Below are 13,494 nucleotides of genomic sequence, written 5' to 3' on the forward strand. Positions count from 1 at the left end.
CGCCGCCCGGAGCACCGCGCCCCCGCCGTGCTGGTGCTCGAGGACGGTCGCGCGTTCCGCGGCGAGTCCTTCGGTGCGCAGGGCACGACGATCGCGGAGACAGATGCCCCCGCACCTGTCGCTTTTCTTATGCTTATGCTTATGCTTCTGCTTCTATTTTTTCATTCATGTCGCTATACAGATTTCCATCAATTTCACCGGTGATACGGCTCGTCAAAATACCTGAGGTCATGGATCCGCTGACGTTAACAGCTGTGCGTCCCATGTCTATCAGCGGTTCAATTGAGATCAGCAAGCCGGCCAGTGCAACTGGCAGGTCAAGGGCAGATAATACCAGGATCGCTGCGAACGTCGCACCGCCGCCGACCCCTGCCACACCAAAGGAGCTGATTGCTACAATAAGAATGACGGTAAAAATAAATCCTGGTGACAGCGGGTTAATGCCTACAGTCGGAGCAATCATTACCGCCAGCATTGCCGGATAGATTCCAGCACATCCATTTTGGCCAATGGAAAGACCAAATGACCCGGCAAAGTTTGCAATTCCTTCAGGAACCCCCAGTGACTTTTGTGTTTTAATGTTCAATGGCAATGCACCAGCACTTGTTCTGGATGTAAAGGCAAATGTTAATACAGGAAATGCTTTTTTCATATATGTGATTGGATTTAAACCGCTCATTGTTAAAAGCAGCAGGTGAATCAGGAACATGATGGCAAGTGCCACATAAGAAGCAATAACAAATTTCCCTAAATTTAGAATCGAGTCGAAATCACTCATGGCCACTGTTTTCGTCATAATGGCCAATACTCCGTACGGAGTCAAGCGCAGAATTAATGTGACAACACGCATGATAATTGCATAGAAGGCATCAACAATTTTCGCAAAAAGGTCAGCCTGCTCGGGTGATTTCCGTCTGACACCCAGGTAAGCAATTCCTAAAAAGGCTGCAAAGATAACAACTGAAATGGTGGATGTAGGCCTTGCTCCTGTAAAATCAAGGAATGGATTGGCCGGAAGAAGATCCAGCATCTGCTGTGGGAATGTCCTTCCTTCAATGCCCTGATAGGTTTCTTCAAGCTGTTCCCCGCGGGCTGTCTCTGCATCGCCTCCGCTGATTTGGACTGCCTCCAAGTCAAAGCCGACAGCTGTTGCAATCCCTACAGCGGCAGCAACTGCAGTTGTGCCTACAAGCAGCCCAAGGATAAGCACACTGATTCTTCCAATATTATTAGTTAATTTTAGCTTAGTAAATGCACCTAATATAGAAATGAAGACAAGCGGCATTACAATCATTTGCAGGAATTTGACATAACCCCCGCCTACTAAATTGAACCAGTCTGCAGATTTAGCAATGATCTCAGCACCAGGTCCGTAAATCAGCTGAAGGGCGAAGCCAAACAAAATCCCTAATCCAAGCGCTGTAAACACACGCTTTGAGAATGAAATATGCTTTTGTTGCATAAAGAATAATACGCCTATAAGCAGAAGCATAATGGCAATATTTAAAACTAAAAGTCCTGTACTCATCGGACTGAATCCTCCCCAATAGATGTTTTCATAATGACTTACTATAATACATGTATTCCTATGAGTCAAGTCGGGATTAAAATTTAAATTTTCTTATTATATATTCCATTCTGCCTTGAAAGGTTCAGTGTTTTCCCTTTGATCTGTGCCTAAATTTCAGCGACAATTAGATCACCCGGCAGTTGTATATCTGCCGGGATTAGGTAAATATATCTGTTTAATTGTTTTTCTCTGAAAGAGCCTTTGTTTTTTCAAAACATTGATCCATTGCACTCATTACCGCTGCACGGAACCCAGTTCTCTCCAGTTCGGCAACTGCTTCAATCGTTGCTCCACCTGGAGTACAGACCTCATCCTTTAATTCCGCTGGATGCAGACCCGTTTCCAGCACCATCTTGGCTGCCCCCAAAACAGCCTGTGCGGCGAGCTGATAAGACTGTTCACGGGGCAATCCTGCTTTTACACCGCCATCTGCCAATGCTTCAATGAACATATAGGCATACGCTGGAGAAGAACCGCTTATAGCAGGAATAGCGTCCATCAGCTTTTCTTCCATAAAAGCTGCTCTTCCAATGCATGAAAATATTTTTTCCACTTCCTCCATATCATCTGGAGATACTGATTCATTAACAGAAAGGACGGTCATTCCTTCTCCTACTAATGATGGCGTATTTGGCATGGTTCGTACTGCTCTGACTTTCCGGCCAAATGACTGTTCCAGAAATGATAGGCTGATGCCGGCCGCAATGGTTATGATGATGGCATGGGAGCGAAGGCTATCTTTAATCTCATCAATAACTTCCCCATGTGCATCAGGCTTAATAGCCAAAAACAGTATATCCGCTTCTTCCGCTGCTCCAATATTGGAAAGGCGTGTTTGTATATTCCACCTGCTTTTTACATCCTCAAGCGTCTTTTCAGTTCTGGCAGAAGCAATAATCTGGATTGGATTTACCAGATTGGATTTGAGTATTCCTCCAATTATGGCCTGAGCCATTTTTCCGCATCCGATAAAACCGATATTTTTATTCATCAATGCCCACATCCTGTATAGTATTTCCTTTTGCTATTATACTGCAGGTATGGTTATGAAAAAATAGCAAAGGGTAAAAACATAAGACACGATACTGCAACACAATAAAATTCTGTTTGGAGAGATTGATCTTGAAAGTTATAAATCCATATGCTCCTCTGCCAGAAAGCTTTTTTCAGCAGCCGACACTACTATTGGCGGAAGCACTGCTGGGCTGCTTATTGATCAAAGAAACGGAAGAGGGAATCGCCTCAGGCTATATCGTTGAGACAGAAGCATATATGGGCCCGGAAGACAGGGCAGCTCACAGCTTTGGGAACAGGAGAACAAAGCGGACCGAAATCATGTTCAATGAACCTGGATTTGTCTACACGTATGTGATGCATACCCATTGTCTGGTTAATGTTGTTAGCGGCCCAAAGGAAAAGCCGGAAGCTGTATTGATCAGGGGAATTGAACCTGTAGATGGGCTTGATTTAATGAAAAAAAGACGAAAAATGGAGAATCTGAAGAACCTCACAAATGGGCCAGGTAAATTAACCAAAGCTCTCGATATTACAATAGATGATTATGGACGGCATTTTACAAGCCCCCCTCTTATGATTGCTAAAGGAATTCCTCCCGGGAAAGTCACACGCGGAAAACGAATCGGAATTGATAATTCCGGTGATGCAAGGAATTATCCCTGGAGATTTTGGATTGCTGAAAACCCTTTTGTTTCACGCAGCAGGAAGTAAGAAGAAGAAATTAATAAACAGCAAACCGGAAAAACTCTTCAGAACAAAGGGTTTTCCGGTAATTTTCTATTGATATTACCTGGAATTCCTCTGCACCCGTGAATGGATCCAGGTTGATAACTGAAACAGCAGCATGCCGGCCAAAGCTGCAATCAGGATATAAGCCCCGGCAAATACTTTAAGGCCCCCTGTGGCCAATCCGGCAATAATTACAGAGAATTCTCCCCTTGATGATAATGATAATCCCGCCTTTAGAGCTTCCTGTTTCGACAGGCCATACCATTGCCCTCCAAAATACCCTGCAGCAAGCTTGTGAATGATGGACCAGATAACAATAATAACCAGAAGACCGAAAGAAGGAATTTCTTCATTAAACTCAAGCGAAAGCCCGAAATTCAAGAAAAAAAACGGAAGAAACAAATTCCTTACGGGAAGTACAACTTCCTCTGTTTTTTCTTTTACCTCCGTTCCGGCAAGAATGATGCCGGCAAGAAATGCGCCAATAACCTCTGATAGCCCCAGAAATACTGCAAATCCGCCATAGGTAATCGCTACTCCGAGAACAAGAATCAAAAAGGAATCTTCATGAGCAACTTTCTTCATCCAATGCTGGGCTTTATGAAGAACTATTCTGCTCATCCAAACTGCAGCGCCAGCAAGAAGAGAAACCTTTAGAAAAATAAACAGAAAATCTGCAGCGGAGAAACTATTTCCGCCGCTCAGCCCAATCAACACGGTCACTAGTATCGGGGCAGTGAGGTCTTCAAAAATCAGAAGAGAGAGCATATAATCAGAGTCTTTATCTTCAAGGCGATTTTTTGATTCCAGCAGCTTAACAGTAATTGAAGAACTGGTTGCATATACAATTCCAGCAATCAATAAAGAGACAAACATGTTTTGACCTGCAGCATAGGCAATTCCCCCAGTCACTCCCACTCCCAGAAAAACATCCAATAGCCCGGATTTCCAGACTTTCCTTCCATTATTCCTTAATTCACCCACAGAGAATTTTGTGCCAAGCAGAAAGAATAACAGAATTAAGCCAATTTCACCTGCAGTTTCAATTACTTTCGCCTCTTTGTAAAATCCAAAAAAACCGATGCAGGTTCCTAAAATAATATAAATAACAATATCAGGAATCCTTAGGATTTTAATCCCGATTATTGCAGTTATATAAAGGGCAATAAAAATGAGCCCAATTGCAAGAGGCATATTCATATTCCGTTTTTCATCCTTTTCTGAAATTGTATTTTTACGGACTATAAATACCCTCTTTGTTTGAATTTCACTCCTGCCAGTTAGATCCAAAATTAGATAGCATTCATTGCGTATTCCCTTCAAGCATTTCTTTCGGTTATATTTGATTTCGGAAGAATGCTTAATTATTTATAAAGAGAAAATTCGACAGGTACCTGGCACCAATAAAATTTGTCGATAAAAAAACAGGCTATTTTACTGGACTTTTTTTATTAAAGCGTTTATTTTACTATAAAAAGGAAATATTCTATGTATAAGTTTCAATAAAACGGAATGGGATGGTGTTACGATGGCAGACAAGAAAAATGTTAAAACTCCCGGCAAAGATCTCAATATTGGTGCGAATGTTTCATTAAACGGCCTGGTAACAGCTGTTTTTGATAATATGGTCCATGTCCAGATTGGTGCTAAGATTGTAACAGTTCATGTAAAAGACCTTTATTCTGGATTAAATAACCCTTTGTTAAAGAACCAGCAGGCTTAAAGTGAAACTTCAATCAGTGAGGGGGCTTTATACTCCCACTGATTATAAGTTGTGGCCCACAGGACGTGGCGTTTTTAGTCTTTGTTCTGCTGGCGGGCCTTTACGGGCAGTTGGACTCCCACTTATCCTTTTTCGATTCCTCTGAGTCTGGAAAAGGGAGGCTTACTGCCCGTTAGACTGCGATAACATCCACCATCTCTAAACATACCTCAGGAGGGGCAGCTCATAAGCTTGCCCCTCCTGTTTTTTAGCATCATCATATTATACCGGCTGTACCTGCTTATTTTCCTTTGCAGCAGGAGCGTAATCTCCAAGCACCTGATAAGCCTTCAAATATGATGTATCTAATAATGATACAGCTTTCAATGATGCCTTAACGATGAAGGCATCTTTTGAAACTTTGCTGATTGTTTCAAATCCTTCAGGCAATCCCCCTTTATCAGCATCACCAAATATAATCCAAACTGCCTGTTCAAGAACAGTCCCTTCCGAGTCGCCTTCCTCAAAGACTGAAGGAATATCGGCTCTGCCAACATGAATCAGATCTTCAATAATTGCGCTGGCTGTCGGGAACATGCCGGCACCAGGACCCTGCAGGCTGATATTCCCGACAATATCCGCATCAATCGAAACTGCATTTTGCACTCCTTCTACTCTGTACAAGGGATGTGCCTCCACTGTCAGGACCGGTTTTACAGTACAGCGGATAGTATCTTTTTCTCTCTGAATCGATGCTACATGTTTAAATTTCAGGCCCAGGGAATCAGCCAAACGGATTTGCTCAATTGTAATATCAGTAATGCCTTCTCTAACAGATGTTTCCTGCGCCGGTGCTTTCCCGAATACCAGCTCGCTCAGAACAACCGCTTTGTAAAAAGCGTCATATCCTTCTATATCATTTTTCGGATCGGCTTCTGCATATCCTTTTTCCTGCGCTATTTTCAGTGCTTCTTCAAATGATAAGTTCTCCTCGCGCATACTTGTCAAAATGAAATTGGATGTGCCATTTAAAATTCCTTCGATCCGTTCAATCTTGTTGGCATTCAGCAGCTGCTTGATAGTCTGAATTATAGGGATCCCGCCTCCGACTGTTGCTTCAAATCCTAATGATACATTATTTTCTTTTGCGAGCCTCGCAAGCTCACTTCCATGGAATGCAAACATCTCCTTATTTGCTGTAATGACATGGCATCCTCTCGATATGGCCTGGCGCAAATACGTATAGCCTGGTTCCCTGCCAACAATGGCATCAATTACGACATCAAGCTTAGGAAGCTCAATAATATCCTGAAAGTCATCAGTTAAAAGCACCTCATCATCAGGCAAAGAATGCTTACTCACATTTTTGACAAGGATGGCCGAGACCTTCACTTCTTTCCCGAATATCGCCTGGAGCCTTCCCTGATGTTTGCTGATCGTTTCATACACTCCTTTTCCAACTGTTCCAAACCCCAATAGCCCAATCGTTATCGCTGACATTTCACATTCCCCCTGGTTAATATTTAAAGTGCAGAAAACTATAAAAACAAAAAACCCCTTCCGTCTATACAGACAAGAAGGGGTTTGAATTTACGTTCCGTTCATTCCGCCTTCTTATCTTCGGAAAATGTATTCCTCTGAATTTGGCACCGTGCATAAATGCTGGTTGCCGAGGCTTCATAGGGTCAGTCCCTCCGCCTCTCTTGATAAGAAGTTTCAAAGTATTCAATTTATATGAATCATAAACATTTATAAGGACTGCGTCAACCTTTTTTGAAAATTATTTTCTTCAAACGCTCTTACTTTCCTCGAAATCTTCAGTAATGATTTCAAGAAAATGCTTAAGAATTCGGGCAGTCAGCCCCCAAATAACCTTATCTTTAAAATAGTAAAATACTTCTTCTACTTTCCTTGCCTGCCAATTGTAATTTTCACCTCCGGCAATCAAGTCAAATGGAAAATTCTCTTCGGGCTCTACTTTAAAATTCACGTGATACATTTCCGGCTTTACTTTTTTTAGAAATGAAAGAGGGACTGTAAAAACTTCTTCCACTTCATCAGGGTTTGGCTTAATCTGGTCCGGATTATGGATAATGCCTGCATAAGGGTAAATAATTTGACCGAAGGAAATCATGTAATCCAGCGGGGACACATCTGTGATGCTGTCTTCATTCACGCCGAGTTCCTCTGAGGTTTCACGGATAGCCGTATGCTCCTCATCCCTATCTTCCGGATCTATTCTCCCGCCCGGGAAACAGACCTCCCCAGGCTGCCTTCTCATTGTAAGTGAACGCACTTCAAAAAGGACATGTACCTCATTATTTATCTCAACCAGCGGAAGCAAAATAGCGAATTTCGAAAATCGCTCACTCCCTAAAATGACTGGGGTCCTGTTACTTAACCTTTTAGCCAGTTTCTCAATCTCCATCTACCCACCTCCAGCAGCAATTCCAATTTATTGGCTATTATCTTTATCATACTGTATTTACTTTGTTTTATTAATTCATATGGCTTGTACCATGTAATGATTCAGGATAGTTTATTCCTTTGTTGACTGTCTGCCCTTCAAAAGAAAAGAAAGTTTCTCCTCCTGCAATTCAGGGAAATTAGAAAATATAATATGACATTAGGAGTGAAAATATGAAGAAAAATATATTAGTAGGCGGGTATGATACTCAGGAAGATCTTAAAGTTGCTATTGAAGGGGCCTTGTCAAACGGGTATCAGAAAGACAACCTTGTGATTGTCTCAAAAGATGGAGCGAACCTCGAAAGCTTTGCAAACAATCATGGAGTGAACTTGCGAATAGTCGGATCCCAGGAGCTCGGCAATCAGCGCTTTCTTGATTCAGTGAAAGCCCTTTTTATGGGAGAAGATCCAGCCACAAGTTCAGGAATGGATCCTAATAAAAAAGATGGTACACGGTTTGATGAACATGACTTGGATAAATACGCAAGCATGGTATTTGATGGAAAGTATGTCTTAATCGCGGACTACTATGGGAACTATCCCGCTTCCCAGGAGGACAATCAAAGGATCAGTGCTGAAGACCCAGAAGGGTATCTCGAAAGCGCTTCAGCCCGGGAAGCTGTCCATGAATCAGATATCAAGACACTGGCAGATAAAACTGGTTACACATGTGCTCTCAATAATCAGGATAATGATCCTGTTCACATTTCACCCAAGTCTGCCGATGTGAAAACCAGTGCTGAATTTAACAGGGATGAACGATATACGAAGGAAAGGCTCTAATAGCAGAAGACCCCCGTTTGGGGTCTTTTTTTTTGGAATAAAAAAGAGAGGTTCCCCTCTCTTAAGCATACTTCTTCTTATCTTCCTCCTGTTTGAAGAAACTCTTCATCGCATGGAATACATCTGCTTTTTGCTTAAGGATATAATAGCGGAAATCCTCATTTTTAATATTTTTATAGGCTGACATCAGGGTCGAATGGCGGTTATACTGGTTAACTTCACCATATCCGAACATATTGGACACCTTCATCAGGTCTTCCACTAGCTTTACACAGCGGGCGTTGTCAGAGGTCAGGTTATCACCGTCTGAGAAGTGGAAAGGGTAAATATTATATTTGCGCGGGTCGTATTTGACCTCAATCAGTTCAAGCGCTTTACGATAGGCAGATGAACAGATGGTTCCCCCGCTTTCTCCTTTTGAGAAAAAGTCCTCTTCTGAAACAACCTTTGCTTCAGTATGGTGGGCAATAAATTCAATCTCGACTGTCTCATATTTAGTTCTCAGGAAGCGTGTCATCCAGAAGAAAAAGCTTCTGGCCATATACTTTTCCCAGATCCCCATCGAGCCGCTCGTATCCATCATAGCAAGCACAACAGCCTTTGAATCAGGCTTTACAATTTCATTCCAGGTCTTAAACTTCAAATCTTCCTTATAAATTGGGTGGAACGCTGCTTTTCCACTCATTGCATTACGCTTAAATGCCGACATCATGGTGCGTTTCTTATCAATATTGCCCATTAATCCAGTCTTTCTGATATCATTAAATTCGATGTCCTCTACCAGGTTTTCATCCTGCTCTTTTCTTTTTAAATTAGGCAATTCCAATTGTTTAAATAAAGCTTCTTCAATTTCCATCAGTGATACTTCTGCTTCAAAATAATCCTCGCCTGCCTGGTCGCCTGCTCCTTGCCCCTTTCCGGGTCCTTTCTGGCTGCCGGATCCATCACGTGCCACTACATCTCCAATCTGGCTATCTCCATCGCCTTGGCCGACATGTTTGTTTTTATCATAGTTATAACGGATTTTGTATTCATCCAATGAGCGAATCGGAATTTTCACTACTTCCCGCCCATTCGACATTACAATGTTTTCTTCCGTTATCAAATCAGGCAAATTGTTGCGGATTGCTTCCTGGACTTTATCCTGATGACGCTGCTGGTCATCATAGCCTTTGCGATGGAGGGACCAATCTTCTTGGGAAATTACAAACTGATGGTTATTGACATTCGTCATGTTAACCCCTCCTTTTAAATTCAATTTCACACATTACAGCTTTCCAACATACAATATCGCGAGTGTCAAAAAAGATGAAACATCCCCAATTCAGCAGTCTGCCTTACTTTCATAGACTCATTTCCCGGCAGCAAATTTGTTATTAATGCACCAATACAAAGAAATGTTTATTACTCTATCATATGCGAGAAGACAAAATAATTTACAAATAATTTTGACAATAAGACATTCGCATCATCTTTTGGACAAGCCCATTTTTTAATATGGGGATTTGCCTAAATAAACAAAATAAACCTCCGCGTTTAGCGAAGGTTCTTGTCCTTGTTTTTATGCTGAATGGGATCGGGATATTTATCATAATCCTCTTTTAATTCTTTATTGGTCCGCAAATTCTCCATTTGCTTTCCCAGATTTTCCATTTCTTCAATATTCTCTGCCATTGAGCTGTTTCTCGGTGTATAATCCTTATCTAATTCTTTCTTTTTCATGAATATCACCTCTGCTTTATTTATACCCTGTGTTGGGCTTATCTAAACTTTTAGGCAGGTTCTGCTGCATAAAGATGGCCAGGCGAAAATAGGATTATACTAAAGGGGGGATCTTTATGAGCGAAATCCTTTGCTGCAGCTGGTGCGGTGAATTATCACTGTATGATCGGACCGTTTATCTTGAGAACAAGCCGATTTGTCCGGAATGCCAGAAAAAAAAGAAAAAAGCTGCACTTAAAATAGAGAAAAATTGATGAAGAGGCTTTCGGAGCCTCTTTTTTATATGGGTATTTTTCATTAAATCTATCAATTACACCACAGTCTTTTCTCCATCACCCGCAAAAATAAGCCTGGCAGCAACTCTGCCAGGCTCTTCTTTTTAACGATTCAGCAAGCTTCCCACATAGCGGAGCAGTTCGTTTGCTGATGTTGAGTTATAGCCATGTTCGTCAATTAATCTTGCTACAACTTCATTCACCTTCTTCAGCTGCTGCTCATCCGGCGTTTTTGAAGATGTGGTGATCTTCACCACATCTTTCAGGTCAGCGAAAAGCTTCTTCTGGATTGCTTCACGCAGACGGTCATGCGAATTATAGTCAAAGCGCTTGCCTTTTCTTGCGTAAGCTGAGATGCGGATGAGGATTTCCTCCCTGAATGCTTTCTTCGCATTCTCGGAGATGCCGATCTGTTCTTCGATTGAGCGCATCAGCTTTTCATCCGGACTGATTTCCTCACCGGTTAATGGGTCGCGCAGCTTCGCTTTATTGCAGTATGCTTCAACATTATCAAGATAGTTTTCCATAAGCGTTTTCGCAGATTCTTCATAAGAATAAACAAATGCCTTTTGTACTTCTTTCTTCGCAATATCATCATACTCTTTGCGGGCCAGAGAAATAAAGTTCAGGTATCTTTCCTTCAGCTCTGGAGTAATGGATGGATGCTGATCCAATCCTTCTTTAAGCGACCGCAATACATCCAGCGCATTGATGCTTGTGATATTTTTGCGGATGATTGTAGAAGAGATCCTGTTGATGACATAGCGCGGATCAATACCGCTCATGCCTTCATCTGCATGCTCTTTTTTCAATTCTTCCACATCAGCCCTGTTATAGCCTTCAACGCTCTCTCCATCATACAAACGCATTTTTTTAACTAAATCTATATCGCCTTTTTTCGGATCTTTCATACGGGTTAAAATCGTAAACATCGCTGCAACCCTCAAGGTATGCGGTGCAATGTGCACATTGGAAACATCGCTTTCACGAATCATTTTATCGTAAATCTTCTCTTCCTCTGAAACCTTTAAATTATATGGGATTGGCATAACAATTATCCTGGAATGCAGTGCTTCATTCTTTTTATTGGAAATGAATGAACGATACTCTGTTTCATTCGTGTGAGCGACAATTAGCTCATCTGCCGAAATCAGAGCGAAGCGTCCAGCTTTAAAGTTGCCTTCCTGAGTCAGGGACAATAAATGCCATAAAAACTTCTCGTCGCACTTCAGCATTTCCTGGAATTCCATCATACCGCGGTTTGCCTTATTTAGTTCTCCATCAAAACGATAGGCACGAGGATCTGATTCTGAACCATATTCAGCAATGGTTGAAAAGTCAATGCTTCCAGTCAGATCGGCAATATCCTGTGATTTTGGATCTGAAGGGCTGAAAGTTCCGATCCCTACCCTTCGGTCTTCCGAGAAAATGATCCTTTCAATCAAAACATCCTCAATGCGGCCGCCATATTCCTGCTCAAGACGCATGCTATTCAGTGGCGATAAATTTCCTTCAATTCTAATTCCATATTCGTCATAGAAATCCTTTCGGAGATGGTGCGGGATTAAATGAAGCGGATCTTCATGCATCGGGCAACCCTTAATAGCATAGACCGCTCCCCTATCAGAATGAGAATATAGTTCCAAACCTCTTTTTAGCATCGTCACTAATGTTGATTTACCGCCGCTGACCGGACCCATTAATAAAAGGATCCTTTTGCGGACATCAAGGCGTTTGGCTGCCGGATGGAAATACTCTTCCACTAACCTTTCCAAAGCTTCTTCTAATCCAAAGAGCTGATTGCTGAAAAACTGATATCTTTTTTGCCCCTTCACTTCTTCCACACCGGCATCTTTAATCATGCTATATACCCGTGAATGTGCTGACTGGGCAACCCATGGCTTCTCTTTAATAATTTCTAAATACTCTCCAAAAGTCCCTTCCCATTTAAGCTTTTCCTCTTCGTGTCTGTACATCTCAATTTTTTTTAGAATATCCATAAGGACCTCCCCCTGTCGCATTATCAGAGACGATTAATATACTCTATGCGCCCCGGCAATCGAACATGCGTAAACTATTGAGAGTTTGGTTTGTACTTTTTACGGGGATATTTATTAGGAATACTTTGCTGCGGTCTCTAACTGTAAAAAAAACTCCTTACTTTTCATTCACAGTTATTCATTTTTGGGCTATAATAAGCTTATATTTACATGCTTGCCTATTGAGATACCGCTAAAGGAGGATTACATATACATGGGTACAATTATTATTATCGGTGTAATGGTTGCTTTCCTTGCTGCTATTTTCACTGCTGGTTATGATGACAAGCCAGGCGTGAGCAAAAAATAAGCTGCTGATCAATTCAGCAGCTTTTTTCTTATTTGTAGGACAGACTCTTGGTGTCCAATATACCCCTACCTTATATCCATCTTTTTCTTCTGTACAAAATCCTTCATATACATTCGTGTCTGCTTTTCAAGCATGCCGGCGATTTGGCCAGTCCATGTGTCCTTCCGCTTGCCGCCCGTACGCTCACCATAGTACTCGGAAATGATTTGATTATACACTTCCAGCTCTTCGCGGTAGGCAGTTTCATCCTGCTTATATTCATTTTCATGGTATATGTGCTGAAGAGGAAGCCTCGGCTTTTTATCGTTCTTTTTGGAAGGATAGCCAACAGCCAGTCCAAACAAAGGAATCACGCGATCCGGTGTCCTTAAAAGTTCAGCTACTCCCTCAAGATTGTTTCTTATTCCGCCAATATAGCAGATTCCCAATCCCAGCGATTCAGCAGCAACGGCAGCATTCTGCGCAGCCAATGCTGCATCAATGACAGCCACCATAAATTTCTCTGTGCTTTCAATGGAAGGAATTACATTGATATTTTCCATTTGTCCCATGACTTCATGACGATGCAAATCAGCACAAAAAACAAAAAAATGGCCATTTTCTGCTACATAATTCTGATTGCCTGCAAATTCAGCAAGTTTCGCTTTCTTCACTTTATCGGTAAGACCGATTATTGAATAGGCTTGAACAAAACTTGAGGTGGACGCGGCTTGAGCAGAAAGTATAATCGTTTCTATCTGCTCCCTGGAAAGCGGCTTGTCCTCAAAGTGGCGCACGGAGCGATGGTCCATCAGCAAATTGGTCACTTCATTCATCACATCTCATCCTTTCCATATGTACTTTTTCATTTTACCCAGATAGGAAAGTTTTCTCCAAAG

Annotated in this window: 13 protein-coding genes and 1 riboswitch; of the genes, 4 read left to right on the forward strand and 9 right to left on the reverse strand. The window is 41.9% G+C overall.

From position 1 onward, the window contains the following. Positions 1 to 139 precede the first annotated feature (139 nt). On the reverse strand, positions 140 to 1,528 hold the full coding sequence (locus ACEQ1T_RS01525) for an L-cystine transporter (protein ID WP_206834796.1): 1,389 nt from the start codon (positions 1,526 to 1,528) through the stop codon (positions 140 to 142). A 217-nt stretch (positions 1,529 to 1,745) separates the two neighbouring features. Next, on the reverse strand, positions 1,746 to 2,561 hold the full coding sequence (gene proC / locus ACEQ1T_RS01530; protein WP_206834793.1) for a pyrroline-5-carboxylate reductase: 816 nt from the start codon (positions 2,559 to 2,561) through the stop codon (positions 1,746 to 1,748). 140 nt (positions 2,562 to 2,701) lie between these two features. Here proC and ACEQ1T_RS01535 point away from each other — a divergent pair, with 140 nt between their 5' ends. Continuing rightward, positions 2,702 to 3,298, forward strand: a complete 597-nt coding sequence (locus tag ACEQ1T_RS01535) for a DNA-3-methyladenine glycosylase (RefSeq protein WP_206837595.1) — start codon at positions 2,702 to 2,704, stop codon at positions 3,296 to 3,298. Positions 3,299 to 3,373: 75 nt separating this feature from the next. Here the strand turns inward: ACEQ1T_RS01535 and ACEQ1T_RS01540 are convergent, their stop codons facing one another. Further along, positions 3,374 to 4,516, reverse strand: a complete 1,143-nt coding sequence (locus ACEQ1T_RS01540; protein WP_370221511.1) for a cation:proton antiporter — start codon at positions 4,514 to 4,516, stop codon at positions 3,374 to 3,376. Positions 4,517 to 4,844: 328 nt separating this feature from the next. Between ACEQ1T_RS01540 and ACEQ1T_RS01545 the strand changes: the two genes are divergently transcribed. After that, a complete protein-coding gene (locus tag ACEQ1T_RS01545; protein ID WP_206834788.1) occupies positions 4,845 to 5,039 on the forward strand; it encodes a hypothetical protein in 195 nt (64 codons plus the stop codon). A gap of 261 nt (positions 5,040 to 5,300) precedes the next feature. Here ACEQ1T_RS01545 and ACEQ1T_RS01550 read toward each other — a convergent pair whose 3' ends face one another. Both ACEQ1T_RS01550 and ACEQ1T_RS01555 read right to left on the reverse strand, forming a co-directional pair. Then, a complete protein-coding gene (locus tag ACEQ1T_RS01550; protein ID WP_370221512.1) occupies positions 5,301 to 6,518 on the reverse strand; it encodes a homoserine dehydrogenase in 1,218 nt (405 codons plus the stop codon). Between the two features lie 111 nt (positions 6,519 to 6,629). Next, positions 6,630 to 6,731: riboswitch (SAM riboswitch) on the reverse strand. A 76-nt stretch (positions 6,732 to 6,807) separates the two neighbouring features. After that, the gene (locus tag ACEQ1T_RS01555) at positions 6,808 to 7,446 is read right to left on the reverse strand and encodes a CoA pyrophosphatase (protein ID WP_206834782.1); all 639 of its coding nucleotides are present in this window, start codon (positions 7,444 to 7,446) and stop codon (positions 6,808 to 6,810) included. 212 nt (positions 7,447 to 7,658) lie between these two features. Between ACEQ1T_RS01555 and ACEQ1T_RS01560 the strand changes: the two genes are divergently transcribed. Next, complete coding sequence (locus ACEQ1T_RS01560; protein ID WP_206834780.1) at positions 7,659 to 8,270, forward strand: general stress protein; 612 nt, start codon at positions 7,659 to 7,661, stop codon at positions 8,268 to 8,270. A 61-nt stretch (positions 8,271 to 8,331) separates the two neighbouring features. Here the strand turns inward: ACEQ1T_RS01560 and yhbH are convergent, their stop codons facing one another. Continuing rightward, on the reverse strand, positions 8,332 to 9,504 hold the full coding sequence (yhbH, locus tag ACEQ1T_RS01565) for a sporulation protein YhbH (RefSeq protein WP_206834777.1): 1,173 nt from the start codon (positions 9,502 to 9,504) through the stop codon (positions 8,332 to 8,334). Positions 9,505 to 9,806: 302 nt separating this feature from the next. After that, positions 9,807 to 9,992 carry a hypothetical protein gene (locus tag ACEQ1T_RS01570; protein WP_113883540.1) on the reverse strand — a complete coding sequence of 62 codons (186 nt, stop codon included), beginning with the start codon at positions 9,990 to 9,992 and terminating at the stop codon, positions 9,807 to 9,809. A gap of 116 nt (positions 9,993 to 10,108) precedes the next feature. Here ACEQ1T_RS01570 and ACEQ1T_RS01575 point away from each other — a divergent pair, with 116 nt between their 5' ends. Then, on the forward strand, positions 10,109 to 10,246 hold the full coding sequence (locus ACEQ1T_RS01575; RefSeq protein WP_206834775.1) for a hypothetical protein: 138 nt from the start codon (positions 10,109 to 10,111) through the stop codon (positions 10,244 to 10,246). A gap of 125 nt (positions 10,247 to 10,371) precedes the next feature. On the opposite strand, the gene ACEQ1T_RS01580 is transcribed toward ACEQ1T_RS01575, so the two are convergent. Then, positions 10,372 to 12,267, reverse strand: a complete 1,896-nt coding sequence (locus tag ACEQ1T_RS01580; protein ID WP_206834774.1) for a PrkA family serine protein kinase — start codon at positions 12,265 to 12,267, stop codon at positions 10,372 to 10,374. Between the two features lie 414 nt (positions 12,268 to 12,681). Then, a complete protein-coding gene (nfsA, locus tag ACEQ1T_RS01585; protein ID WP_370221514.1) occupies positions 12,682 to 13,431 on the reverse strand; it encodes an oxygen-insensitive NADPH nitroreductase in 750 nt (249 codons plus the stop codon). Positions 13,432 to 13,494: the final 63 nt, after the last annotated feature.

This window comes from Cytobacillus sp., assembly GCF_964223445.1.
GTDB lineage: Bacteria > Bacillota > Bacilli > Bacillales > Cytobacillaceae > Cytobacillus.